This is a genomic window from Natronobiforma cellulositropha, assembly GCF_025629245.1.
In the GTDB taxonomy this organism is placed as follows: Archaea; Halobacteriota; Halobacteria; order Halobacteriales; family Natrialbaceae; genus Natronobiforma; species Natronobiforma cellulositropha.
This window is the reverse complement of the sequence record NZ_JANZXN010000010.1, coordinates 1-26,093: the sequence shown is the minus strand read 5'-3', so window position 1 is coordinate 26,093 and position 26,093 is coordinate 1. Positions and strand designations below refer to the sequence as shown.

14 protein-coding genes and 1 pseudogene are annotated in these 26,093 nt (G+C 64.6%); 12 read left to right on the top strand and 3 right to left on the bottom strand.

Annotation, left to right across the window (positions count from 1 at the left end; translation table 11 throughout):
* Positions 1-384: 384 nt before the first annotated feature.
* Entirely contained in the window at positions 385-1,524 is a 1,140-nt protein-coding gene (locus tag N0B15_RS04810; RefSeq protein ID WP_263018353.1) for an MFS transporter, read from the top strand.
* Between the two features lie 337 nt (positions 1,525-1,861).
* Here N0B15_RS04810 and N0B15_RS04805 read toward each other — a convergent pair whose 3' ends face one another.
* Complete coding sequence (locus tag N0B15_RS04805) at positions 1,862-2,026, bottom strand: hypothetical protein (protein ID WP_263018350.1); 165 nt, start codon at positions 2,024-2,026, stop codon at positions 1,862-1,864.
* Between the two features lie 577 nt (positions 2,027-2,603).
* On the opposite strand from N0B15_RS04805, the gene N0B15_RS04800 reads away from it, so the two are divergent.
* The 3 genes from N0B15_RS04800 (at position 2,604) to N0B15_RS04790 (ending at position 5,925) form a co-directional block, all read left to right on the top strand.
* Positions 2,604-3,944: an eCIS core domain-containing protein gene (locus tag N0B15_RS04800; RefSeq protein WP_263018349.1), complete on the top strand. Its 1,341-nt coding sequence runs from the start codon at positions 2,604-2,606 to the stop codon at positions 3,942-3,944.
* Between the two features lies 1 nt (position 3,945).
* Complete coding sequence (locus tag N0B15_RS04795) at positions 3,946-4,923, top strand: DUF7958 family protein (RefSeq protein ID WP_464503031.1); 978 nt, start codon at positions 3,946-3,948, stop codon at positions 4,921-4,923.
* 270 nt (positions 4,924-5,193) lie between these two features.
* On the top strand, positions 5,194-5,925 hold the full coding sequence (locus N0B15_RS04790; protein ID WP_263018346.1) for an SOS response-associated peptidase: 732 nt from the start codon (positions 5,194-5,196) through the stop codon (positions 5,923-5,925).
* Here the strand turns inward: N0B15_RS04790 and N0B15_RS04785 are convergent, their stop codons facing one another.
* Both N0B15_RS04785 and N0B15_RS04780 read right to left on the bottom strand, forming a co-directional pair.
* A complete protein-coding gene (locus N0B15_RS04785) occupies positions 5,926-7,950 on the bottom strand; it encodes a sensor histidine kinase (protein ID WP_263018345.1) in 2,025 nt (674 codons plus the stop codon).
* 140 nt (positions 7,951-8,090) lie between these two features.
* Positions 8,091-18,611, bottom strand: coding sequence for a CARDB domain-containing protein (locus N0B15_RS04780; RefSeq protein WP_263018344.1), 10,521 nt, complete (start codon positions 18,609-18,611; stop codon positions 8,091-8,093).
* 401 nt (positions 18,612-19,012) lie between these two features.
* Here N0B15_RS04780 and thsB point away from each other — a divergent pair, with 401 nt between their 5' ends.
* From thsB to N0B15_RS04740, 8 genes and pseudogenes are all read left to right on the top strand, one after another.
* Positions 19,013-20,677 carry a thermosome subunit beta gene (gene thsB, locus N0B15_RS04775; protein WP_263018343.1) on the top strand — a complete coding sequence of 555 codons (1,665 nt, stop codon included), beginning with the start codon at positions 19,013-19,015 and terminating at the stop codon, positions 20,675-20,677.
* 252 nt (positions 20,678-20,929) lie between these two features.
* A pseudogene (locus tag N0B15_RS04770) lies at positions 20,930-21,067 on the top strand (IS5/IS1182 family transposase); the annotation flags it as partial.
* A 195-nt stretch (positions 21,068-21,262) separates the two neighbouring features.
* The gene (locus N0B15_RS04765; RefSeq protein ID WP_263018342.1) at positions 21,263-22,381 is read left to right on the top strand and encodes an eCIS core domain-containing protein; all 1,119 of its coding nucleotides are present in this window, start codon (positions 21,263-21,265) and stop codon (positions 22,379-22,381) included.
* Positions 22,378-23,292, top strand: a complete 915-nt coding sequence (locus N0B15_RS04760; RefSeq protein ID WP_263018341.1) for a DUF7958 family protein — start codon at positions 22,378-22,380, stop codon at positions 23,290-23,292. Before N0B15_RS04765 ends, N0B15_RS04760 begins: the two co-directional genes overlap by 4 nt.
* A gap of 8 nt (positions 23,293-23,300) precedes the next feature.
* Positions 23,301-24,035 carry an eCIS core domain-containing protein gene (locus N0B15_RS18305; RefSeq protein WP_425494210.1) on the top strand — a complete coding sequence of 245 codons (735 nt, stop codon included), beginning with the start codon at positions 23,301-23,303 and terminating at the stop codon, positions 24,033-24,035.
* 1 nt (position 24,036) lies between these two features.
* Complete coding sequence (locus N0B15_RS04750) at positions 24,037-25,032, top strand: DUF7958 family protein (RefSeq protein ID WP_464503032.1); 996 nt, start codon at positions 24,037-24,039, stop codon at positions 25,030-25,032.
* Positions 25,033-25,035: 3 nt separating this feature from the next.
* Entirely contained in the window at positions 25,036-25,815 is a 780-nt protein-coding gene (locus N0B15_RS18245) for an eCIS core domain-containing protein (RefSeq protein WP_317618589.1), read from the top strand.
* Positions 25,812-26,093 (top strand): DUF7958 family protein (locus tag N0B15_RS04740; RefSeq protein WP_484549508.1); only part of this gene is annotated, 282 nt, incomplete at its 3' end. The genes N0B15_RS18245 and N0B15_RS04740, both read left to right, overlap by 4 nt.

The window sequence follows — 26,093 nt, the reverse complement described above, 5'->3', positions numbered from 1 at the left end:
GCAGCCGAGGGGATTTGAATCAGAGAGGTCGCGCGCAACACCGTGAGCACGTCCGACCGTGGTTCAAATCCCAGTCCTGGCGTTCTGTGGCGTCACACCCTGCGAGCGGCGCGTAGCGACGCGAGCTACTCGACGCCACAGATCGCCCGTCGCGGGGATTTGAATGACGCCGGTCGCAGCGCGAACGAAGTGAGCGACCGTCTGGAGGTAGTTCAAATCCCAGTCCTGGCGTTTCTTCGGCCGTACAACGAGCGAAGAGCGGAGGCGACGAGCGGACCACGGCCGACGGGGCGACTCACTCGAGTGTCGGACTGTCCAGCGCAGGTGTCGACGAAAGGTTCCGGAAGCGAGAGCTATACGTGAGCGGAGCGGGCAGACGTACTCGTGAGGCGACGAACGCTCTGGCTGGGTGCGGCCTTCTTCTTCGTCGCCGGCGACGCGATGGCGATGCAGAGTCGCGGGGCGTTGCTCTCGAGTTTCGAGGAGACGTTCGGGGTCTCGGAGAGCCTGTTGGGGCTGGTCGCCCCCGCGGGGACGGTCGGGTTCGTCCTCGCGATCCTGATCGTCGGCCTGCTCGCCGGTCGCCTGCGCGTCAAACTCGCGATGGCGCTCGGTACCCTCGTGGTGATCGGCGCGCTGGTCGCCACGGCGCTCGCACCGGTCTACGCGCTGTTCCTGCTGGCGCTGTTCGCCCAGGGCGCTGGCGCGGGGGTGTTCCGGGCGCTCGACCGCCCCGTGTTGAGCCACGTCTACCCCCAGCGCGTGGGGCGGATCTTCGTCCTCTACTCGCTCGCGTGGGCCGTCGGCGCGGTGACGGGACCGCTGCTCGTCAGCGGCGTCCTCTGGCTGACCGACTGGCGGGTGACCTACCTGCTGCTCGCGCTCTGGTTCGTGCCGGTGGTCCTCCTGGTCTCGCGACTCGAGTTCCCGAGCGGGTGGGGCGAGACCGAACTCGACCGGGAGGCGCTGGCGGGGTTGCTCGGCCGGCAGGAGATCCGTGGCGCGGTGCTCGCGATGGTGCTCGTCGGCGGCATCGAGGGGGCAATCTTCACCTGGCTGCCCTACTACGCGGGGACGTTCCTCGACCGGACGCTCGCGAACGCGGCGCTCTCGATCTACCTGCTGGCGTACGTCCCGGGGCGGTACCTCTACGCGCGACTGGTCGGAACGGGGGCGTACCTCCAGATCGCGCTGGTGACGACGGCGCTCGCGGTGCCGACGGTCGCCGTCGCGCTCGTCTTCTCGAGCGGCGTGGCGATGGTACTCGCCGTCTTCCTCACCGGGATGTTGGTCTCGTCGCTGTTTCCGATGCTGTCGGCCTACAGCGTCGAGCGCGCCCCAGCCTACAGCGGGCCGGTGAGTGCGCTGACCTCCGCTTCGACCTACGTCGGCATCGCGCTCGTCCCGATGGTGATGGGGGTCGTCGCCGAGGCGACCGACATCGCCTACGCGATGTGGATTCCCGTGTTCCTCACCGTCGCACTGGTCGTCGTCATCGCCGTACTGTACGCTCGAGAGCGATAAAATGACAGGAAGGGGAAGGTCGACTGGATTGGGGGGGAGTTCTCGAGCGCCGCGGGGGAGCGGAACGCGGCTGGCTGTGCTATGGCAGGAGTTCTGCCGGGGCATCCGTCGAAATGAAGCGGGTATGATCGTCGCAGTCGCGCAACTCGAGCCGACCGCGATCACACACCACGAGTTCGAGGTTGGAGCTGTTGGTCACACCTGACCCCGATCTCGAGTAGCCGCGACTCGGATATGGTAAGTCCCCGCCTACCAGCGCTCGAGCGGGCGGTAGGCGGCCGTTTACGAACCAGGTGAGCCGGTAGAAGGAGGCCGTTCCGAAGGCGGTCCTCGAGCGCTAGTCGCGAAACGCCCGCGCCTCGTCCTGGGTGACGTAACAGCCACAGGAGGCCTGGATGGTGAACGGCCCCGTGGCGGTCACGCCGACGACGACGCTGTCGCAATGGGGACACCGCGGCGGGTTCCAGTTCTCGCCGCCCCAGCGGCCGACGTCTTCGCTCATCGGCATCCTCCGCATGTACGAGATGGCCGGGTGAGCACCCGCGGCGCTCGAGTGCGCGGTGAGGTGTACACTCGAGTGGCCGGGGGCTGACGCTGTGGCGCGGTGTTGTGACTCCGTGTGGCCGGGTTGTAACTCCGTGTGACCGAGTTGTAACTCCGTGTGACCGAGTTGTAACTCCGTGTGACCGAGTTGTAACTCCGTGTGACCGAGTTGTAACTCCGAGAACCGGCGTTTCGCGGGCTGTACAGTGCGTTTGCGAGCCTTTTAAGGTCGCGTGGTCGGTAGGTAGTCATGGCTGTATAACCCCTCGCTGGGTTGGAAGCCACGCCGCGGGTGCTTGTTCCACCCGGGGCACTTTCTCTGAGCGTACCCCAACCGGCGTGCGGCGGGCGCGGCTTCCAGCAGGGAGTTTCACGAACAGATACATATAATTTCTGGAAATGGGTGTCGGTGATCGAGGGTTCATAGACTCGAGTGAGAGCGCGTGTCCGCTCGAGTGTTCGATCACCAACAGTTAATACAACCGGCTCGTAACGGGGAGATAATTACCAATGTCTCCACACTCGAGGTGGTACACGTGAGTTTCGACCGGGACCGGCGCGACCGGTCGAACGACGACGGTGAGCGAAACGAACGAGCACGGCGCACTCGAGCGCAGGCCCAGACCCCGCGCGGGGCGCGGCCGTACCAGTACCTAAACCGAGTGGGCCAGCCCTCGCGCGATCAGGCGGCCATCCTCGATCAGATGATCCTGAGGCGCGGCCTCGAGAACGTCCAGGAGTTGGGCGAACGCGGTGAACTCCCCGAAGGCTGTAACACCCCGATAGGCGAACAGGTCCGTATCGCTCGGGTGCGTAGCTCCTGGAAAGCGGGTGTCGAACTCGACACCGAGAGCGCGATGCGGTCGGTCGAGGCGCAAGCGGAGAGTGATCTCGCGGGTGAGACAGCCACACCAGAGGTGGTTCGGCGGGTGATTTCCCAGCCGGGGCGGCCGCTCGAGGGCTCCGTTCGTGAAGAAATGGAGCAGCGGATGGGCGACTCGTTCAGCGATGTACAGTTGCACACTGGGCCGGAGGCCGCGAAAGCCGCGAGTGCGCTCGAGGCACGCGCCTTCACGACCGGCAACCACGTGGTGTTCAACCGCGGCGAGTACAAGCCGGAGAGTCCTGAAGGGAAATATCTGCTCGCACACGAGCTGGCTCACGTGCGACAGCAGACTGGCGGTCGGGTCAGTATGCTTCCGCAGGAGGGGAGTTCGCTGGTCATCGACCCCGACCCCGAACTCGAGCGTGAGGCCGACGAGGTGGCGAGGGAGGCACTCGAGGGTGAGGAGCCAGTGGTAGCTCACCGTCTGGGCATGGATGTTCACGTGCAGCGGATGGCCGAAACCGACTCGGTGAGCCTCGAGTCGCTTGCTGGGTCGGTCGAAGAGATTCGTACGCGACTCGAGCGGGTCGAAGAAGCGACCGAGACCAATACTGAGCACATCAGCCAGAACCAGCAGGGGTTGATCAACACTCGAGACGAGATGGGGCTCACAGGCGGAGAGCGTACCGAGGCCGACACCGAAGCTGAGGGGCCGTCTCTATGGGGACGGATGAAGCAGGCAGCGGCATCGAACTTCGGCTCGGAGGGTGGAAAGCGAAATGTTGCCCAAGGAACCGTTGGTGGGGTGCTCGCAGGTGGGATCAGCTTGGCAACTGTGCTGAGTGGAGGAACTGTCCTTCCTGCTGTGGCCGCAGCAAGCGTTGCCGCAGGTACGATGGGACCTGCGCTCGCTGGCACTGTTGCAGATACTGTCAGTTCTAGCGATGACGTCCCGCTCAGTGACCAGCAACTCGAGAAAATCGCTGAGAAAGTTGAAAAGATCCGTGTGGGTCGTGACACTGGTGCTCCGTCAGTGGAGGTAGATTTCTAGTATGGATGCAACAATCAAAAAAGAAACTGACAATGGATTTGGCCTTCTAGTTGTGGACAACAATAATGTAGAACACAAGATTGGAGTTTACTACGACGGCGAGATTAGTGGGCATCTACAAAACGGGTATCCCGACATCGCTGCCAAGCGCACTGACGTGGAGAACGAACACGTCAACCAGGCCCGTCGGTTTGCCCGTTTCTACGTCTACCGCACCCGTGGGTACGACACGCTCGAGCCACGGCGCAATCCGGACCGGATCGCCGCAGTGGCACTCGCACTGGGGAGTCTCTCACCCGAGACGCTCCTCGAGTATCTGGGTGAGTACTACCAGCAGTTGACCGCCTATCAGCGTGGGAGTGAGCCAGTGGCTGAGACGCCAGAGATCGCTGCCAGTGCGCTCGTCTGGCTCACTCAGGACGTGGCTGTCACTCTCGACGCCGACACAACAGCGCAACTCACGGCGGTTCTCACGACTCACGGCGTTCTCGACGCACTCGAGGAAACATCTGCTGGAGATGACCGTCTGGAGACGGAGATTCGACGCGCACTCGAGGGCCACGGTCTCGACACCGAAACCCTAGCTGAGGAAATCGGTGAGACGCTCCTCGCAGGTACCGGCCCGCTAGTCGTCAACTGGCGACAGAACGGCCAGACCACGAGTCGAACGCTCGAGGGGACGGGGACGTCGCTGACCGAGCACGCCGACGCACGCCTACAGGTGTTCACTGACCTCTACGAGTGCACTGATGGGGCGAGCTTTCAGCAAGCGCTCGTTCACCACCTCCGGTGCCAGATCCGCGACTGTTACATCCGCATTGGAATCGCGCCCCCGCCCGCGGTCCGAGTCCAGGGTCCCGGCTTCTACGAAAACGTCAGCTGGTACGAACACCTCGGTTTCTACGAACCGTACAACGACCCGCGAGCATCCATCACTACCTGGCTCGAAGAGTACACACCTGACGACTTCTCCTTGTGATTTCAGTCTACGAGACCGACAAAGTGGTGAAGGCAGCGCTCGAAGGAGATGCGCCGATAGTTGCCCACCAGTTCGGAGTGCGCGTTCACATGTAGCATATCCACGACAGTAGTGCTGACGTGGGTCGTCGGCGAGCGATTTCCCTCGAGAACCCCAACATTGGCTCGCCGCCGCCCCGAGAGGACGCGGTCGAAAACCGCGTCAGCATCCCTGAGGAGTTTAGTACGGTAAACCTAACAGCGTTTTGCCCTCGGGGCGCGAATGGACGGTATGTGCGGGCGCTACACGCTATTCGTCGACCGTGCGGAACTCGAGGAGCGCTTCGATGCGCGGTTCGTCTCGCCGGCGGCGGCCCGGCCGCGATACAACGCCGCGCCAGGCCAGCGGTTGCCGGTGATCACGGACGCCGAACCGGAGACGATTCGGACGCTCGAGTGGGGGCTGGTTCCCGCGTGGGCCGACGACTCGACGGGTGGGTTGATCAACGCGCGGGCGGAGACGCTGGCCGAGAAGCCGAGTTTCCGGCGGGCGTACGAAGGGTGGGCAGACGGCGAGGAGCCGACTGCGGGGCGGTGTCTGGTGCTCGCCGACGGCTTCTACGAGTGGGTCGACACCGGCGGGGACGGAAAACAGCCCTACCGGGTGGCCTTCGAGGACGGCCGGCCGTTCGCGATGGCGGGTCTCTGGGAACGCTGGCTGCCGGCGACGACACAGACGGGCCTGGACGCCTTCGGCGGCGGAGTCGGCAGTGACGAGGGAGGCGACGGGACGCTCGAGACGTTCACGGTCGTGACGACGGCACCGAACGCGCTGGTCGCCGACCTCCACCACCGCATGGCGGCCATGCTCGAGCCGGCCGACGAGTCTGGCTGGCTCGAGGGCGGGGTGACGAGCGACGCACTCGGGCCGTACGCGCCGGCGGAGTTGCGCGCCTACCCGGTGTCGACGGCGGTCAACGACCCGACGAACGACGGGCCGTCGCTGGTCGAGGCGCTCGAGTGATCACTCGAGTCGGCGCCCCTCGAGCGTTCGCTGGACGGGACAGCCGGTGACCACGAAGCGAGCGCCCCCGGTGTCCCCGTCGGTGACGGAGACCTCCCAGTCGTGTGCGCGCGCCAGCTGGTCGACGATCGAGAGACCGAGACCGGTGCCGCCCGCGTCGCCGGTGTAGCCGTGCTCGAAGATCCGGTCGCGAACGTCCGCGGGGATGCCCGGGCCGTCGTCTTCGACGTAGAATCCGGAATCGGTGACGCCGGTTCGGATCGCGACGTCGGGACCGACGTGGTCGACGGCGTTGCGAAACAGGTTCTCGAGGAGGCGCTGGAGGCGGTCGCCGTCGGCTTCGATGACGCCGCTCGAGTCGACGCTGATCGTCGCGCCGGCGGAGTCGACGTTCTGCCAGGCGGCGTTGGCGACGGCGTGATAGGAGAGTGCCTGCGTCTCCGTCACCGACTCGTCACCGCGTGCGAGCGTCAGGATGTCGTCGATGATCACGCGCATGCGGTCGAGCGAGGCGTCGACGTGCTCGAGGTAGGTCGTGACCGTCTCGCGGTTGAGCGGTTTGCCCTGGGCACCGGCCTGAACGAGGTCGATGAGGAGGTCGACGTAGCCCGTCGCGACCGTCAGCGGGTTCCGCAGGTCGTGGGTGACCGTACTCGCGAACCGGTCGAGTTGCTCGTTCTTCCGGGCGAGTTCGGCCGTCCGGTGTCTGAGATCGGTCACGTCCACGAACCGGACCGTGTAGCCGATGGCGTCGTTCGTCTCCGTCGTGACCGGCGTCACTCGGACGAGGTAGTGGTGCTGAGTGAGCGCTTCGGCTTCGCGATACCGGAGCTGAGTCGGGCCATCCGCCGGCTCCTCGGTGGCGTCGGGCGCGGGGGACCGGCCGCGGAGGTCGTCGCTGCTGACCTCCGTGGTCTGCGGTTCGGCGTCGTCCGGAAGCGCTGGCGGGTCTTCGAAGAAGGTCTCGAAGTGACTCCCCATCGAGAGACCGGTGAGCAGCGAGTGGGCGGCCGCGTTGTAGTCGACGACCGCCCGCGTGTCGTCGAGGATGACGATGGCGTCGTGCATCTCGGAGAGTACCGACTCTCTGGCCGTAATCTCGATGCGACGCAGGCCGTGGCTCAAGAGGATGACCGTGGTGAGCAACAGGAAGGCACCGATGCCGGCGGCGGTGTACTCGAAGTGAGCGAGCGGCCCGTCCCCGAGGATGCTCACTCCGAGCGCGACCAGGACCACAGAGATCGCCACCGCGAGCGTCGCTGCAGCCCACCACGATGGTCGGTCGGTGACGGTGAACGACCGGGCGAGCAAGCCGGAACCGACGAGGAGGAGCGCGATCTGAACGGCGAGAATCCCCCACCAGAGGACGCCCGGTTCGACGCCCACGTGCGTAAACGGACTCGAGACCTGGACGAACTCGGCGAAGACGAGGTAGTGAAACGGGTTGGTCGCGGTGGCGACGATGACGAACCCGACGAGTGCGGCCAGTACGCGAATCGCGCGCTGGCCCGCGAGACGAGTGTCGCCAGCGTACCGGGCGGCGAACACACAGAAGGTAGCGAACAGCGCGACCTCGAGGACGAGGTTGAGGGCGACGAGTGAGGCCTGGATCGTCCAGAGCGCGCCGAGCACGCTGTGGACGACGTCGGACGCGGATCGCAGCGACGCCAGGAGCAACGTCGCAGCGAAGAGGTTCGCCCCGCGCGTCCGCCGTGTCGTGAGAATCCAGTAGCCGAGGACGCCGGTGAGAACGGTCATCGTGAGGAAGAAGCCGACGTGGAGCGTCTGCAGCGAGGGCGAGTACTCGAAGCGAATTACGCCCAGCGCCGCTACCGGCAGACGCGAGAGCGGGACGGACGCGTACTCGAGCGAGAGACCACCGGCGACCGGATCGACGAGTCCGGAGGAGAGAGGCGAAGCCGTCGCCGTGGCGTCGGCTCTTCCCCCCGCAGACGCCGTCCACGCGGCGAGACCGGCGCAGATGGCGACGGCGAACAGGCCGAACCGTCCGTCGGTGAAATCCACACCCACCACCTAGGGAGGGAGGTTTCATAAAGGATGAGGTGAATATCCCCGTCGATAGTACGGGATGAATCCGGTTCCGGGTCTCGGCCGGTCTCGATGGCCGAGGCGAGACGAGGACTGGAAGCCGGCGACGCCCAGGGTTACGCTTCGAGCGTCGTCTCACAGTCGACGAAGACGAACCGGGAGCCGTCGGCGTCGGGGTCGAGACGGACCGTCCACCCGTGAGCGGTCGCGAGCTGTTCGACGATGGCGAGTCCGAGACCGGTTCCGTTCGACTGGCCGGAGTAGCCGTGTTCGAAGATCGCTTCGCGTTCGGCGTCGGGAATGCCCGGTCCGTCGTCTTCGACGTAGAACCCCCCTTCGGTGAGTCCGACGACGACCGACACGTCGGGACCGACGTGTTCGACGGCGTTACGGAACAGGTTCTCGAGGAGGCGCTGGAGGCGGTCGCGGTCGGCCTGGATCGTCCCCTCCGCCTCGACGGTCAGCGTCGCCCCGTTGGTGTCGACGCCCTCCCAGGCCGAGCGGACGATGGCGGCGAACGACAGCGGGTAGCGTTCCGTCACCGACTCGGTGCTGCGCGCGAGCGCGAGGATGTCGTCGATGATCAGTCGCATGCGCTCGAGTGAGGACTGGATGTGCTCGAGTGACGTTTCGACCGTCTCGCGGTCGGCGGTGTCTCGCTCGGCGTCGGGACCCATCGTCTCCATCAGGAGGTCGACGTAGCCCGTCGCGACAGTCAGCGGGTTCCGCAGGTCGTGGGTGACCGTACTCGCGAACCGGTCGAGTTGCTCGTTTCGTCGCGAGAGGTCGGCCGCCTGCTGTTTGAGGTCGGTGACGTCGGCGAACCGCACCGTGTAGCCGATCGTATCGACCGTCCCGACCGGAGTCGCCTGCACGAGGTAGTGACGCTGGGCGCTCGGCGGCGACTGGCCGCCGTCGGGTGCGAACGGGTCGTCGGCCGCCGCGCCGCTGTCGAGGTCCGCGCCGGTCACCTCGAGTGTCGTCGTCTCACCCATCGACGGCCAGGAGAGCGACTGCTCGAGGAGGTCGTCGAACGGGCGACCGGTCTCGATTCCGGGGAGGAGTTCGCCGGCAGCGGCGTTGTGCTCGATCACGGCGTGGGCGTCGTCGAGGACGACGATGGCGTCGGTGAGTTCCTCGAGCAGCGAGCGCTGGGCGATGTCTTTCACCCGGTGGAGTCCGTGTCCGAGCAGGGTCGCAGTCGTCAACACGAGGAAGGCAGCGACACCGGCGGCGGTGTAGTCGTACTGGGGAAGCGGCCCACGCTCGAGGAGGCTGGCGGCGACGAGGACGAGCGCGAGGGTGACGCCGACGGCGATCACGCCGACGGGGCGAAGCGTTCGCCGGTCGCCGACGAGGAAGGTCCGGCACAGGAGGGCGACGCCGGTGAGCAAGAGCCCGACGTTCAGCGCCAGTAAGAGCCAGCCGACGGGTCCGAGTTCGGCTCCGACGTGGGCGAACGGGAAGGAGACGTGGACGAAGTCGACGAACACCAGCGAGTGGTAGGTGTTGGTCACGACGGCGAGCGTCGCGATGGCAGCGACGGCGAGCATCGCCCGCTTGGCACGCTGGTCGGTCAGGCGGTGTTCGTCCGCGTAGAGCGCGGCGAACCAGAGGAACGTCAACGAGATGTACAGTTCGAGGGCGACGTTGAACCCAGCCAGCGGGGCGTCGATCGCCCAGAGACCGTCGACGGCCGCGTGGAGGACGTCGGTCGCGGTCCGGAAGGCGGTGAGAAACAGCGTCGCGGCGAGGACTCTCGACTCGAACGTGACGCGGGTGACGAGGACCCAGGAGCCGAGCGCGGAGACGAGCGCCGTGAGCCAGACGAACCCGCCGACGTGCTGGGTCTGCGGCGAGGGTTCGTACGCGATTGCCTCGCCGGTCCACTCGGGAAGGAGGGGGACGATCGGTGTCGGCGGCTCTTCGGGTGGCTCCTCGATCGGTTCCTCGGGCGGATCGTCGGTCTCCGTCTCGTTCGTGTCGTCGGACGGCGGGGTCGGTGACGGTGTGGGGGCGGGTTCGTCGGTCTCGACCGTCACCGTCTGCGAGGCGGAGACGTCGCCGGCGCGGACGGTGACGGTCCGCTCTCCCACGTCGGCGTCGGTCGTCGCGGCGGTGAACGTCGAGCGCACTCGCTCACCCGGCTCGAGCGAGAGCGAGCGCGAGTCGACGGCCGAGCCGTCGACGAGGAACGTCACCGTGACCGTCTCGGCCGTCTCGAGGAGGTTCTCGACGGCCGCCGTCACGGTCAGGTCCGAACCGGCCGTGACGGGGTCGGACACCTCGTCGATCGTGACCGAAACCGGTGTCTCCGGCGTCGGTTCCGGCGGCGGCGGTGAGAACGGCGGCGGCGACGCGGGCGGGGCGTCGACCGTCACGTTCGCCGACTGCGTCTCGTTCGCGCTGGCGACCATGAGGGTGTGGTTTCCGGCGTCGCCGCTCGAGGTGTTCCACGTCAGGTTGAGCGCCGCCGAACCGCCCGCTGTGAGGGTCCGTGTCTCCGCGTCGACGGCCGAGCCGTCGACCTCGAGCGTCAGGTTCTGCGTGTCCTCGAGACCGCCGGTGTTGGTGACCGTCAGCGCGACCGTGAGCGGATCCCCCTCGGTGACGGGACCGTCGGTCCCGTCGATCGAGACCGCGAAGTACGGCGCAGTGAGTACCTCGACGGACGTGTCGTCGCTGTCGTCGCCGCTCGAGACCGTCGCCGTGTAGTTGCCGTCGTCACCGCCGACCGTCTCCCACTCGAGCGTGACGGTCTCGTTCGCCCCACCGGCGAGCGTCAGGGTCGTCGAGTCGCGCTCCGTCCCGTCCGTCTCGAGCGTGACGTTCCGGGTCGCCTCAGCCTCGCCCTCGTTCGTGACCGTCGCGTTCACCACCAGGGTGTCTCCGACCGTCACCGGCGAGTTGGTCTCCGCGAGCGAGACCGTGAAGTTCGCAGGCTCGAGCACCTGCACCGCGGCCGAGTCTGTCTCGTCGTCGCTCGAGACGACTGCGGTGTAGTTGCCGGCGTCACCCTCGCCGGTCGCCCACGCGAGCGTGACCGTCTCGCTCGCACCACCGGCGAGCGTCAGCGAGTCCGAATCGCGGGGCTGCCCGTCCGTCTCGAGTTCGATCGGCTGTGTATCCTCGACCTCGCCGGTGTTGGTGACCGTCGCGTTCACCAGCAGCGTCTCGTTCTCGACCACCGGCGAGTTGGTCTCGTCGATCGAGACGACGAACTGTGCTGGCTCGAGTACCCGGACCTCGGTCGAGTCAGTCTCGTCGTCGCTCGAGACGAGCGCTGTGTAGTTTCCGGCGTCGCCTTCCTCGGTCGTCCACTCGAGCGTCACCGTCTCGCTCGCACCACCGGCGAGCGTTAGCGAGTCCGAATCGCGGAGTTGGCCATCCGTCTCGAGCGTAATCGTCTGCGTATCCTCGACCTCGCCGGTGTTCGTCACCGTCGCGTTCACCAGCAGCGTCTCGTTTGCGACCACCGGTGAGGTCGTCTCGACTATCGAAATGTCGAAGAACGCTGGCTCGAGTACCTGAATTGCGGCCGAACCCGTGTTATCGTCGCTCGAGACGAGCGCCGTGTAGTTTCCGGCGTCACCCTCTTCCGTGGCCCACTCGAGCGTGATCGTCTCGTTCTCGCCACCGGCGAGCGTCAGCGACTCCGAGTCTCGGTCGGATCCACCAATTTCGAGCACAACCGTCTGCGTATCCTCGACCTCGCCGGTGTTGGTGACCGTCGCGTTGACGAGGAGCGTCTCGTTTGCGACCACCGGTGAGGTCGTCTCGGCTATGGAAATGTCGAAGAACGCTGGCTCGAGTACCTGTACACTCGCAGTGTCTTCGTCGTCCGCACTCGAGACCGTTGCCGTGTAATTGCCGACGTCGCTCTCCGCTGTGGTCCACCCGAGCGTGATCGTCTCGTTCTCCCCGCCACCGAGCGTGAGTGGCTCCGAGTCTCGATCGATTCCACCAATATCGAGGTCGACCGTCTGCGTATCCTCGACTTCGCCAGTGTTGGTGATCGTCGCGTTCACCAGCAGCGTCTCGTTCTCGACCACCGGCGAGTTGGTCTCATCGAGCGAGACGTCGAAGAACGCTGGCTCGAGCACCCGAATATCGGCCGAATCCGTGTCATCGTCGCTCGAGACGAGCGCTGTGTGATTTCCGGCGTCGCCCTCGCCCGTTTCCCACTCGAGCGTGATCGTCTCGTTCTCGCCACCGGCGAGCGTCAGCGACTCCGAGTCTCGGTCGGTCCCACCAATATCGAGGTCGACCGTCTGCGTGTCCTCAACCTCACCGGTGTTGGAGATCGTCGCGTTCACGATCAGGGTGTCGTTTGCGACCACCGGCGAACTCGTCTCGTCGATGGAGACCGCGAACTGTGCTGGCTCGAGCACCTGCACCGCGGCCGAGTCAGTCTCGTCGTCGCTCGAGACGACTGCGGTGTAGTTGCCAGCGTCGCCCTCGCCGGTCGCCCACGCGAGCGTCACGGTCTCGCTCGCACCACCGGCGAGCGTCAGCGAGTCCGAATCGCGCGGTTGGCCATCCGTCTCGAGCAGAACCGTCTGCGTATCCTCGACTTCGCCAGTGTTCGTCACCGTCGCGTTCACCAGCAGCGTCTCGTTCGCGACCACCGGCGAGGTCGTCTCGGCTATCGAAATGTCGAAATTCGCGGGCTCGAGCACCTGAACCTCGGCCATGTCCTCGTCATCAGCACTCGAGACGAGTGCTGTGTAGTTGCCCGCGTCACCCGCTTCGGTGGCCCACTCGAGCGTCACCGTCTCCGTCTCCCCCTCCCCGAGCGTGAGTGAATCCGAATCGCGGAGTTGCCCGTCCGTCTCGAGCGAAATCGTCTGTGTGTCTTCGACCTCACCGGTGTTCGTGACCGTCGCGTTGACGAGGAGCGTCTCGTTTGCGACCACCGGTGAGGTCGTCTCGAGTATGGAAACGTCGAAATTCGCGGGCTCGAGTACCCGGACCTCGGTCGAGTCAGTCTCGTCGTCGCTCGAGACGGTCGCCGTGTAGTTTCCGGCCTCGCCCTCCTCGGTCGCCCACGCGAGCGTCACGGTCTCGCTCGCACCACCGGCGAGCGTCAGCGAGTCAGAATCGCGCGGTTGGCCATCCGTCTCGAGCGAAATCGTCTGCGTATCCTCGACCTCGCCGGTGTTCGTCACCGTCGCGTTGACGAGGAGCGTCTCGTTTGCGACCACTGGCGAGGTCGTCTCAGCTATCGAAATGTCGAAATTCGCGGGCTCGAGCACCTGTACTGGTGCGCTGTCGCTGTCATCGTCGCTCGAGACGAGCGCTGTGTAATTTCCGGCGTCACTCTCGCCCGTTTCCCACTCGAGTGTGACCGTCTCCGTCTCCCCATCCTCGAGCGTGAGTGACTCCGAATCGCGGAGTTGGCCGTCCGTCTCGAGTGAAATCGTCTGTGTGTCTTCGACCTCGCCGGTGTTGGTGACCGTCGCGTCCACCACCAGGGTGTCGTTTTCGACGACTGGCGAGGTCGTCTCGTCGATATCGACCGCGAAGTGTGCTGGCTCGAGCACCTGCACCGGCGCGCTCGCACTGCTGTTCTGGCTGGAGATGCCGTGCGTGTAGGTGCCGGTCTCGGCGTCGGCTGTATGTGAAAAGGAGACGACCTGGCTCTCGTTGCCATCGAGCGTCAGCGTGGTGGTGTCGACGGTCGTCTCGTTGAACTGGTAGGAAATCGTCTGGGTGGCCGTCTCGTCGCCGACGTTCTCGACGGTCGCGTTCACCGAGAGCGTCTCGTTCTGGACCACCGACGGTGGTGCCTCGAGTTCGGAGACCTCGAAGAAGGCCGCCTGGGAGGCGTCGCCGGTGAGGTCGATGCGTGAGACGACCGGCGTCGTCGTCGGATCGGTCGTCTCGAGGTCGAGGCGCAGTCGGAACCGGGTGCTGTTCTCGGTGAGTCCCTCGAGGTCGTAGTCGCTCGCCGACTCGAGGGTGACCGGGTCGCTCACCTCGTCGACCTGCCCGTCGCCGGTGACGTCGGATTCGACGGTCGCGGTCACGGTGTGCGTCGAGTCGTCGACGACTGCCGAGACGTTCTCGAGGCCGAGGCGTGAGACATCGAGCGGACTGCCGTCGTCGGTGGTTCGCCACGCCGAGGTGTAGGTGCCGTTCCGGGTTGTCTGGTAGAGGGATTCGACCTCGGTGCCGCTCAGCGGTCGGTCGTAGATTCTAACGTCGTCGAAGCTGGCGTTGAAGTGGCGGTGGTCCCGCTCGAGGTTCTTCCCGATGCCGAGGTCCGAGACGCCGCTGTGGTCGAGGTTCGAAACGCTCACCGATCCCTCCTCGACACCGTCGACGTAGATTCGGGCCGTCGAGCCGTCGTACGTCCCAGTGATGAGATACCAGGTGTCCTCGGTGAGCGGCTCGTCCGCGATTGCATTGCTCCACGTGTCGCCATCGTAGATCGTGAACGCCGGACGGTCGTCTTCGTGGAGCTGGAGGTTGTACGATTCGTCTGACTTCTGGACCAGCGGGTGGCGTGGTTCGTCGCTGAAGTTGATCGGCTTGACCCACGTCGAGACGGTAACGGCGTTCTCCGCGCTCATCTCGAGAGAGTCGTCGTGGGCGACGACTACGTGCGAGGCGTTGCCGTCGAACCCGTACGCCGTCGTTCCAAGAATCCCGGGCTCGCCGAGCGCCGGGCTGTACTCGTGGCTGCCGTCGTTGTTCCCGGCCGCATCGAACGCCGTGGTGCCACCCTCCTCGTCGAACGGCCAGTAGGAGATGAGTCCGTCGGCCAGCGCGTCGTAGCCCAGTCTGACCGTATCGGCCTCCCGGTCTCCCACATCGTCGCTGAGGGTCCGCTCGTGCGTTCCGAGTGCCCACTCCTCGGCGCTCGACCAGCGCAAGCCCGACGCCAGCGTCACGGTCGCCGTCGTGGTGTCGAACTCGTCGCTCGAGCGAGCCTCGAGTGCGATGTCCGTCCCCTCGTCGCCCGGTCCCGTCGCCCAGGTGAGCGTGACCGAAGCCGTGGCGTCCGCCTCGAGGTCGGTGACGGAGACGGCGTCGACGTCCGTGTCGGCCACCCCGTCGCCCGTCGTGTCGACCGCGAGCGTGATCGTGTCGCTGCCGGAGACGTTGCCGAGGTTCTCGACCTCGACGTCGACGTCGAGGTCCTCGCCCTCGGAAACGGGGTCGTGGGTGTCGGTGACGGTGACGGCGAACGTCGTCCCCTCCTCGAGCGCGTAGTAGCGGCCGTCCTGACTGCCGATGTAGACGGTGCCGTCGGCGACCGTGGGCGAGGAGTCGAAGCCGTCGCCGATCTCGTAGGTCCAGCGTTCGTCGCCGGTCTCGACGTCGACGGCGTGGACGTATCCGTCGTTACCGCCGAAGACGAGTGTGTCGCCCGCGACCGCTGGCGTCTCCATGTTCACGTCCGCCTCGAGTTCCCAGTCCTCGTCTCGCTCGCCGGTTTCGGCGTCGACGGTCCCGACCGTCCGGTCACCGCCCTCGCCGACGGAGACGATGAGTCGCCCCTCGGCGTACGCCGGTGAGGCCCACATCCACTCCCAGACCTCGAACGTCCACGCCTCGGTCCCGTCGGTGATGTCGTGAGCCGAGAGGACGTGTTCTTCCTCCTCCTCGATCATACTGACGACGTGAACGCGACCCTCGGCGACCACTGGTGCCGAGAGGACGTCGCCACCGGTGTCGACCGACCACACCTCCTCGCCGGTGGCCGCCTCGAGCGCGTACAGCGTCCCATCCCTGCTCCCGACGTAGAGGACGTCGTCGTGGAGCGACGGATCGCTGTAGATTTCGTCGTCGGTCTCGAGGTCCCAGATCACGTCGCCGGTGTCGGCCGCGAGCGCGTAGAGGTGTCCGTCCTGGCTCCCGACGTAGACGACGCCGTCGGCGACCAGCGGCGACGAGCGCACGTCGTCGCCGGTCTCGTAGCTCCACACCTCGCTGCCGTCGTCGGCGTCGAGGGCGTAGACCGAGTTGTCCCTGCTCCCGACGTAGACGATACCGTCGGCGACCGCCGGGTCACCGTAGACGCGGTCGTCCGTCTCGTAGCGCCACAGTTCGCCCCCGTCGTGGGCGTCGATCGCGTAGACGTTCCCGTCGTAACTCCCGACGTAGACGACGCCGTCGACGACCATCGGTGAGGAGCGCGCGTTGTCGCCGGTCGTGAAATTCCACCGCTCCCGGATCGGGTCCTGGGGGACCGTCGCGAGCGGGTCGTGGCGCGTCCGTTCGAAGTCGTAGCCGGTCTGGCTCCAGGCGTTCTCGACGGTCACCGTTTCGGGCCCGAGGTCGGCGATCGCGACCGCGTGGTCGCCGACGCTGCGTAGGGTGTACGTGAACGAGACCGTCGTCGTCTCCCCGCTCGCGAGCGTCTCGTTCGCCCAGGCGACGCTCGTTCCGTTCACCTCGAGCGAGGCGTTGTAGGGGACGGCCGACCCGCCGACGTTCTCGACGGTCGCCGTCGCGTTGATCGTGTCACCGAACGGGAGAGCGAGTGGCGAGATCGACTGGTCGTCGTACTGGATTGGCGAGACGTCGATCGAAGCGGTCACCTCGTCGTCGTCGCTGTGGACGCCGTGGGTGTACGTCCCGGGGTCTGCGTCGAGTGTGTGGGTGAACGAGACGGTCTCGGTGTCGCCGGAGTCGAGTTCGACCGAGGTCGTGTTCTCGACGGTCCCGTTGAACCGGTACTCGACGGTCTGGGTCGCCGTCTCCCCGCCGGTGTTCTCGACGGTCGCCTCGACGGTGATCGTCTCGCCGTCGTCGGCGTGCGCGACCGTCTCGAGGCTCGACAGCTCGAAGTAAGCCGGGCCCGACCCGAATGCACCGAAGTCGCTGAACGAGGAGAGACTGGCAGAGATTGTCCGGTTCGCTTCGTCGACGGACGATCCCGACACCTCGGTCCACTCCCCGCCTCCCTCGTCGTAGTTCCACAGCGAGAGCGTGGATTCGCTGACGTCCGCGGCATCCGCCGCCTCGTAGTGGAGGTCGACCTCGAGGAATCCGGTGCCGGTGACGTCGAAGTATCTCCCGATCGATTCGAGACCTGTCGGTGCAGGAGCGGGGTCGTCGACGGCAGTGAGCGTGAACTCCTCCCCGGTGAAACTGAGGGTGGTGTCCGGACTCGTCGACGCGCCGATGGAGACTCGCTCGGCGGTGACGGACGCTCCATCCTGTACGTGGACGTCCCCGTTGGTGTTGTCACGGACGACCGTGTCGACGAGCGTACTCTGGTCGTTGTTTTGGCTGAAGTAGCCTCGGTCGGCGTTGTCGGCGATCGTCCCGTTTTCGAACCGGGTGCCGGTCGAATCCACTGACCGGACGCCGTATTCACCGTTGCCCTCGATCGTGACGTTCGAGAACGTGTTGTCCACTGATTGCTGGCTGTCGACTCCCCGCCCGTCGTTGTCGACCAGCCTGGTGTCGGTGACCGTCACGTCCGACGTCTGCTGGAAGCGGAGCGCGTGGTTGGCAGTCCCGGTGAGCGTCACGTCGTGAACCTCGCCGCCGTCGAGGGCAGGGAAGAAGAGACCGTCACCGCCACCGTCGACGGTGACGTGTTTCACCGTCACGTTACTTCGCCCCCACTCCGTTTCGATGCCAGTCCCGGTGCTGTCCAGAATCGAGTAGCCCTGCCCGTCGACGACGACGTCGTCGGCCTGAATCGAGATGCACGTGCCGTCGGCGTCGATGTCGTCGCCGAGTACGTACACCCCCGATTCGGTGATCGCCTGACACGTCTCGAGTATGGTGTACTTCTCACTGAACAGGCCGACGGTGCCGATCGAATCGATGGACGACGAGACGGTCCGCTCCTCGGTGTCGACCGTCGAGTCCGAGAGGTCGCTCCATCCGCCGCCGTCGTCCTGCCAGAGGGAGAGTGTCGATTCGTCGAACTCCGCCGCGGTCGACTCGTCGTAGTGGACGTCGAGGTCGATCCAGCCGTCCCCTTCCGGGATGACCTCGACGTAGCTGTCGACCGGTTCGAGACCCGTCGGTGGACCGTCGGGGTCGGCGACCTCCTCGAGCGAGACGTGCGTTGCGTCGAAACTGAGGAGTGCACCACCGGCCGCCGGGTCGCCAACGGCGACTCGGTCCGCCGAAACATCAGAGAACTGGCTGATGCTGATCGCCCGGTCTGCGTCTCGAACGTCGACGTCGACGAGTGAGACTGTCGCCGAGCGACCGGAGTCGCCGTGGACCCTGATTCCGGTGGTCGCGTTCGTGATCGTCACGTTGTCGATCAGTCCGTCCTGTACGAGTTCGAAATCGATCGAACGGTCGCCGCCGTCGATCGAGAGGTTTCGGGCGGTGACGTTCGTCCGGTCGCCCTCGCGTAAAATCGCCGTCGAGGCGTCGTCGACGCTGATCTCGTAGCCCTGTCCGTCGAGGACGACGTCGTCGGCGTTGAGGACCAGACAGTCCGCACCGCCGCCGTGCAGGTCGTTTCCGAGCGTGTACGTCCCGGAGGCGTTGATGAACTGGCACTCGGTGAGGACCGTCTCGTTGCCGCCGCTCTCACCGAGCGCAGGGACGCCGAGGAGCGAGAAGGCGACGAGCAGTATCAGTAAGAGAATAATTGTGTGTACCTGTGGACGCCCGCTCGCGCGCGAGGAATCCGCGCCGAAAGCGAGAGACACGTCTGTAACGGAACCGGCAAACTCCCGACGGGGACGGCCGCATTTCTGCCACCGGCCAGTATCACACGCCTTCATGCACACGAGACGACTCGTCACTCCCCCTCCTCACAACTATCAAGATTTGATATTAAGATTGCGGCCGGTCGGCAATATTAATGGAAATAGCCATCGGAGAATTATACGACAGACATCGTTGGCTGCGTTCTCGGCAGGGTGATATATATGCTGGCATCGACCCATCCGTAACGGCCCCCTCAAGAGTGACAGTAGTTCCCACGAATCGAGGAGGAACCGCGTGCAGTCCGATGGTTTTGCGAGCGAGCGTAGATTCCGGGAGCCGGCCGAAGACGGACGAGGTTCGTATGATTTATATAGAAGGACAATCATAGATTCGTCTGACTATGAGCCAGCGAATGCAACAGGGCCAGCCGATGATCGTGATGAGCGAAGACTCCCAGCGCGTCAAAGACCGCGACGCGCAGGACTACAACATCCGCGCCGCCCGCGCCGTCGCGGAGGCCGTTCGCTCCACGCTCGGACCCAAGGGGATGGACAAGATGCTCGTCGACTCGATGGGGTCGGTCACCATCACCAACGACGGGGTCACCATCCTCAAAGAGATGGACATCGACAACCCGACGGCCGAGATGATCATCGAGGTCGCCGAGACCCAGGAAGACGAGGCCGGAGACGGCACCACGACCGCCGTCGCCGTCACGGGTGAACTCCTCAAGAACGCCGAGGAACTGCTCGAGCAGGACATCCACCCAACGGCCATCATCAAGGGCTTCCACATGGCCGCAGAGCAGGCTCGCGAAGAGATCGACGACATCGCCGAAGAGATCGACACCGAGGACGAAGGTCTCCTGCGAAAGACCGCCGAGACCTCGATGACCGGCAAAGGCGCTGAAGTGAACAAAGAACACCTCAGCCAGCTCATCGTCGACGCCGTCGGCGCGGTCACCGTCGAAACCGACGACGGCGACTCCGTCGTCGACCTCGAGTTCCTCAAGATCGAGACCCAGTCCGGCCGCGCCGTCGGCGAGTCCGAACTGCTCGAGGGCGGCATCGTCGACAAAGACCCCGTCCACGACAACATGCCCACCGACGTCGAGGACGCCTCGATCCTCCTGCTCAACGACCCCATCGAGATCGAGGAGGCCGACGTCGACACCGAAGTGTCGATCACCGACCCCGATCAGCTCCAGCAGTTCTTAGACCGCGAGGAGAAACAGCTCCGTGACAAGGTCGACCACATCGTCGACACCGGCGCGAACGTCGTCTTCTGCCAGAAGGGTATCGACGACCTCGCCCAGCACTTCCTCGCCAAAGAGGGCATCCTCGCGGTTCGCCGCACCAAGAAGTCCGACCTCGAGTTCCTCTCGGAAGTCGTCGACGGCGCCGTCGTCGGCGACCTCGAGGCCGCGACCGAGGACGACCTCGGCTCGGGCTCGGTCACCCGCGACGACGACGACGACCTCTTCTACGTCGAAGGTGACGACTCCCACGGCGTCACCCTCCTGCTCCGTGGCTCGACCGAACACGTCGTCGACGAACTCGAGCGCGGCGTCACCGACGCCCTCGACGTCGTCGCCCAGACCGTCGCCGACGGCCGCGTCCTCGCCGGTGGCGGCGCGATCGAGGTCGAACTCGCCAGCCGCCTGCGCGACTACGCCGACTCCGTCTCCGGGCGCGAACAGCTGGCCGTCGAGGCGTTCGCCGACTCGCTCGAACTCGTCCCGCGCGTGCTCGCCGAGAACGCCGGTCTCGACAGCATCGACATTCTCGTCGACCTCCGTGCAGCCCACGACGACGGCGAGATCCGCGCCGGTCTCAACGCCTGGACCGGCGACGTCGAGGACACCTTCGAGTCGGGCATCGTCGAACCCGCACACGCCAAAGAGCAGGCCGTGACCTCCGCCACCGAGGCCGCGAACCTCGTGCTCAAGATCGACGACATCATCGCCGCGGGCGACCTCTCGACCGACGGCGAGGACGAGGAGATGCCCCCAGGCGGTCCCGGCGGCATGGGCGGCATGGGCGGCGGCATGGGCGGCATGATGTGACGACGGTCACCTAGACCACTCACAGCCGACCACCGACCCACTCCGCACCGGAAACCACCACCTGTCGGCCCCCATTCGTTCGTTTTCACTGTTTTCGGCTTTGGCGAAGCGCTAGATAGCGTTGAGTTGGACCGTCAGAACGAGAGAGTTGAAGCAGGTAATGGTGAATAGGTCACGTCCAAAACCCCCCGCTTCACCGGGAAGAGTGTGAGCTACTGACCGAGCATCGGTGAGGCGCTCTACAGCTAGTGAGCACTGTCTGAGACCGTCTTCTCGGTGGTCAAGCGCACGCTCGACAGGGCCGTGCGGGCATACTCTTGGTATCGAGCGTTCCGTGAAATTGTCCTGATGTATGCCGTCTACAACATCACGTATGCCATCGAACAGTGAATTACCGCCGGGTGACGATTCACCACGGCCGCCACGGCCAATTTCTGGAAATGCGTGTTGGTGACGGACCTACCGCCAACGAGATCCGGATCAGGAGGTAGGTATCCACCGGTGGTGTCCGAACACCAACAGCTAAGAGGACCGAACAGTAACGCTTCGATAATTACCAATGCGACGATACACGAGGTGTGACGTGTGAGTTTCGACCGGGATCGGCGTGGCCGGTCGAACGACGACAGTGAGCAGAACGAACGAACACGGCGCGCTCGAGCGCAAGTCCAGACACAGGGCGGAACTCGCCCACACCAGTACCTCTCGAGCGTACTGCGACCGTCTCCCGAGCAGGCGGCCCAACTCGACCAGCTAATCCAGACGCGCGGGTTCGAGCAGGTCCAACGGTGGGGCGAACGCGGTGAGTTGCCCGAAGGGTGTAACACGCCGACGGGCGAGCAGGTCCGCGTCGCTCGAGTGCGTAGCTCCTGGAAAGCGGGTGTCGAACTCGACACCGAGAGCGCGATGCGGTCGGTCGAGGCGCAAGCGGAGAGTGATCTCGCGGGTGAGACAGCCACACCAGAGGTGGTTCGGCGGGTGATTTCCCAGCCGGGGCGGCCGCTCGAGGGATCCGTTCGTGAAGAAATGGAGCAGCGGATGGGCGACTCCTTCAGTGATGTGCAGCTTCACACGGGGCCGGATGCCGCGAAGGCGGCGAGTGCACTCGAAGCACGCGCGTTCACCACCGGGAACCACGTGGTGTTCAACCGCGGGGAGTACGACCCCGGGAGCGCGGAGGGGAAGTACCTGCTCGCGCACGAGTTGGCCCACGTGCGACAGCAAACTGGCGGTGCCATTAGTATGCTCCCCCAGGAGGGAAGTTCACTGGTCATCGATCCCGACCCCGAACTCGAGCGTGAGGCGGATGAAGTAGCAAGGATGGCGCTCGAGGGTGATCCGATCGTCGCCCACCGCCTGGGAATGGATGTGGCCATCCAGCGCTCGTCAGATATTGGCCGACGTGAGTTCGTGTTTGGTGGGGGTATCACCGATGCAGACGAGGAGGACATTCCCGAGGTGAGCGTCTCGTCGGTCCTGAAAGCAGGTGTCATGCAGTTCGCACAGCAACGCATTCCCGGCATCGCCGAGGCAAACGCCATGTCTGAAGAGTTACACAGTCAACTCGGCGGTACCAGGGAACTGATCAACGACCTCGATGAACACCCACCACCACCCTCCTGGACCGACGCCATCGCCGGAGCAGTCCTCGACCGACTCGAGCTTGGTGGAGCTGAGACTGGGGATTACCCCGGTGACGCATGATGAAGGCAGAGTTTATTGAAGAAACAGACGAGTGGGTCGGTCTTCGGGTGATCGACAACAACAATGTTCAACATAAAATTGCAGTCAAAAAAGAGGGTGGAATCACAGGCCATTCACAAAATGGTTACTCGGACGATCCGTCCGAGCGTACCGACGAGGAAAACGAACACGTTGAGCAGGCCCGCCGGTTCGCTCGCTACCACGTCTACCGCGAACGCGGCTACGACACACTCCCAGCACTCGAGCATCCCGACAACCTGACGGCGGCGGCGCTGGTCGTCGGGCAACTCTCGCTCGAGCGCATCGAGGCGTACTTCGGGGATTACTACCAGCAGTTGCGCAGCCACGGTGGCCACACAGCGCCAGCGGTCGAGATTCCAGCGGCAGTCGAGGAACGCGATTACCTCTTCTATCAGAAGGATCTCTACCTCGGAACGGCACTCGAAGAGTTCGAGCAGTTCGAGTGGCGCGATGGTGTCTACCAGCCAGTTACCGACTCTGTGACCGACGTGGACCCCGCGAGCGTCGCCGACCGGGCGGTAGTGGCCGTCTCTGGCGTCCACATCCGCTGGCTCGACTGGAGTGCAACCGAACACGTCGCCAGGCACGACGAACCAGCACTCGAGCGCGATCCGACGGTCCGGTTCGAGTCTCGGCCGTTCGTTCCCGACTCGCTCGACTCGTTCCGGGATGCGCTGGTACACAACCTGGCGTGCCAGGCACGTGACTGTTACATTGGGATGGGTATTGCGCCACCGGAAGAGATGCGCGTCCAGGGTTTCGGAACGTACGAGTACTACATCCGCTATCAGAAACTCGACTCGATGTACCAGCCGTATCACCAGCGCAACGCCACCATCACCGACTGGCAAGAAGCCACCACACCTCAGGGGCACTTCCCCCTCGAGTGACCAGAGCCGTGATCGGAGGACAGCACGGAACGCCGCTCGAGGGGCCCGTCCGCGAGGAGATGGAAGCACGCATGGGCGACTCGTTTTCGGACGTACAGCTACACACGGGGCCAGAGGCCGCGAAAGCGGCGAGCGCGCTCGAGGCGCGTGCGTTCACCACCGGTAACCACGTGGTGTTCAACCGCGGGGAGTACGACCCCGGGAGCGCGGAGGGGAAGTACCTGCTCGCGCACGAGTTGGCTCACGTGCGACAGCAAACTGGCGGTGCCATTAGTATGCTCCCCCAGGAGGGAAGTTCACTGGTCATCGATCCCGACCCCGAACTCGAGCGTGAGGCGGATGAAGTAGCAAGGATGGCGCTCGAGGGAGAGGATCCGATCGTCGCCCACCGTCTCGGGCTCGATGTCTCGATCCAGCGTACGCCGGAAGTGAGTCGCCGCGAGGTACTCAAAGGCAACGTCGGCCTCGAGGAAGTCGAGGAAGCCACGGGCGACCTCGAGTTTGGCGATGTCGATCACAGCAAAGTCGCCGCTGCGGGGTTCACTTCGCTCCTCCCCGTCATTGGTCCGATGCTGGATCAGTACGTCGATCAGAAGTTCGCACCACAGCAGTTGCAAGCCAGGCTTCGACAGATCGATCCACCTGAAGAGTGGGTCGAACAGACTGCCAGGCGGGCCGCCTCGATGGTCGGGAACATCGAGACAGGAACTGAGCCAGTAGTCGGGCAGGGAGGTCAAGTGTGAAATGAAAGCCGTAATCACTGGAGAGACTCCCGATTTGATCGGAGTCAATCTCCGAGATAATAACGGTTCAGAACACGTGATGGATATAACTCGTAGTGGGGAGATAACGGCTCACAAACAGGATGGCTATCCGGATGACCCTGCCAAGCGCTCGATGATCGACGAAGTCGAACCGATCAATCAGGCCCGGCGCTTCGCGAAGTACTGGGTCTACCGTGAACGTGGCTACGACACCCTCTCGCTCAACGAGAACCCCCACCGCATCGCTGCGGTGGCGCTCGTCCTCGCTGCACTCGAGAAGGACGCCATCGAAGAGCACTTCACAGATCTTTACCTCCAGGTCGCCAGCCACTACGGCGACACCGAACCACCCGTTGCGCTCCCAGACGGCGCACGCCCGACTCACGTCACCTACCGAACGGACGTGTATCTTGGATTCACAGATGGGACACTGGCAAGTCTCGCAAACGCCGTCAGCGATCCCGATGCTGCCGCGTTCGTACAGGCAGCCCGGCGTGGCGAGGTCGAGCGCTCACTGGAGTCGATTCTCAGTGGCGTGTGCGAACACGAAGCGCTCGAACTCGTTCTCGAGCGCCCTGCAAGTGACTGGATCGAAGCCGTCTCCGGGGTTCACGTCCACTGGGACGACCTCGCGGGCGTCTACCACACCGAGTGGGGTGATCAGCCCTCGCTCGAGCGTGACCCAGATGCACGAATCGATCTCTTACCCTACAATCCAGACTCGCTCGAGGAGTTTCGTGCACAGTTGGTTCGAGTCCTGTGCTGCCAGGTTCGTGATTGCTATCTCGGGATGGGCATCGCCCCACCGATGGCGTTTCGGCTGCAGGGTCACGGTATCCACGAGTTCACAACCTGGTACGAACACTACGACTTCTACGACCGCTATCACGATCCGAACGCGACCATCGGAACCTGGTACGAAGAACACACACCCGAGGGCGTCTACGACCTGCCTGCCTTTGCAAACGGTGCGTGACCAGTGTCCACGATCTCACAGCAACGGCGGTCGCTCGAGGCGCGTGCCTTCACGACGGGGAATCACGTGGTGTTCAACCGTGGCGAGTACGATCCGGAGAGTCCGGAAGGGAAATATCTGCTCGCGCACGAGCTGGCTCACGTGCGACAGCAGACTGGCGGTCAGATCAGTATGCTGCCCCAGGAGGGGAGTTCGCTGGTGATCGACCCCGATCCCGAACTCGAGCGCGAAGCGGATGAGGTGGCGAGGAAGGCACTCGAGGAGGAACCGGTAGTCGCCCACCGCCTGGGGATGGACGTTCACGTGCAGCGTTTGTCGATCGGTGACGACGGCCCACAACAGTCGACGCTCGACGCCTTCGAAGACGGGGAGTTCGACGGAACGACAGCCGACGACAGTACCCTCGGGGCACTGCTCGAGCGCCTCGACCCTCGAGAGGCGGTTCGAGATAGTGGTCGTGACATGGTCGAGGACCGGGCGGAGAGTGATACGGTCGTCGGGGCAGCGGCAAACCTGTTGGCACTCGTCGGTGTGAGCGGTCCAATTTGGGCAACAACGGGTCAGACGGAAGTCGCCGCTGGTGCACACGTTGGGGCGGCGGCGGTCATCAAGCGCGTCGGAGCCGAACCAATCCGCTCGCTCAGCAGCTCGAGTGCAGGTCAAGTGTACGACTTGCTGGTCGACGTTGGATACAAACAGCTCGCTGAGGCGTGGGCTGGTGCAGTTGAGTATGTGCGCAGTGATGAAGACGAACCAGGAGAGTACCCGGGAGAGAACAAATGATTGGTACCGTAATCGAAGAGGAGTCCAAGTGGGTAGGTGTCCGTGTAGTCGACAACAATGAGGTAGAGCACCGAATTGCTGTGGGCCACAACGGAAGTATCCAAGGACACTCCCAGGATGAATATCCATCCAATCCTGATGAACGATCGACTGATGAACACGAACTGGTTGCAGAGGCTCGCCTCTTCGCGAAGTACACCGTCTATCGCGAGCGTGGCTATCAGACGCTTCCAGCGAACAGAAATCCCGACCGGATTGCGGCGACCCTCCTCGCTCTG

What these genes read in the sequence shown, in the direction of transcription:
- thsB (WP_263018343.1), top strand. Translation starts at nt 19,013, where the DNA reads ATGAGCCAGCGAATGCAACAGGGCCAGCCGATGATCGTGATGAGCGAA.
- N0B15_RS04760 (WP_263018341.1), top strand. Translation starts at nt 22,378, where the DNA reads ATGATGAAGGCAGAGTTTATTGAAGAAACAGACGAGTGGGTCGGTCTT.
- N0B15_RS04750 (WP_464503032.1), top strand. Translation starts at nt 24,037, where the DNA reads ATGAAAGCCGTAATCACTGGAGAGACTCCCGATTTGATCGGAGTCAAT.
- N0B15_RS04805 (WP_263018350.1), bottom strand. Translation starts at nt 2,026, where the DNA reads ATGAGCGAAGACGTCGGCCGCTGGGGCGGCGAGAACTGGAACCCGCCG.
- N0B15_RS04790 (WP_263018346.1), top strand. Translation starts at nt 5,194, where the DNA reads ATGTGCGGGCGCTACACGCTATTCGTCGACCGTGCGGAACTCGAGGAG.
- N0B15_RS04795 (WP_464503031.1), top strand. Translation starts at nt 3,946, where the DNA reads ATGGATGCAACAATCAAAAAAGAAACTGACAATGGATTTGGCCTTCTA.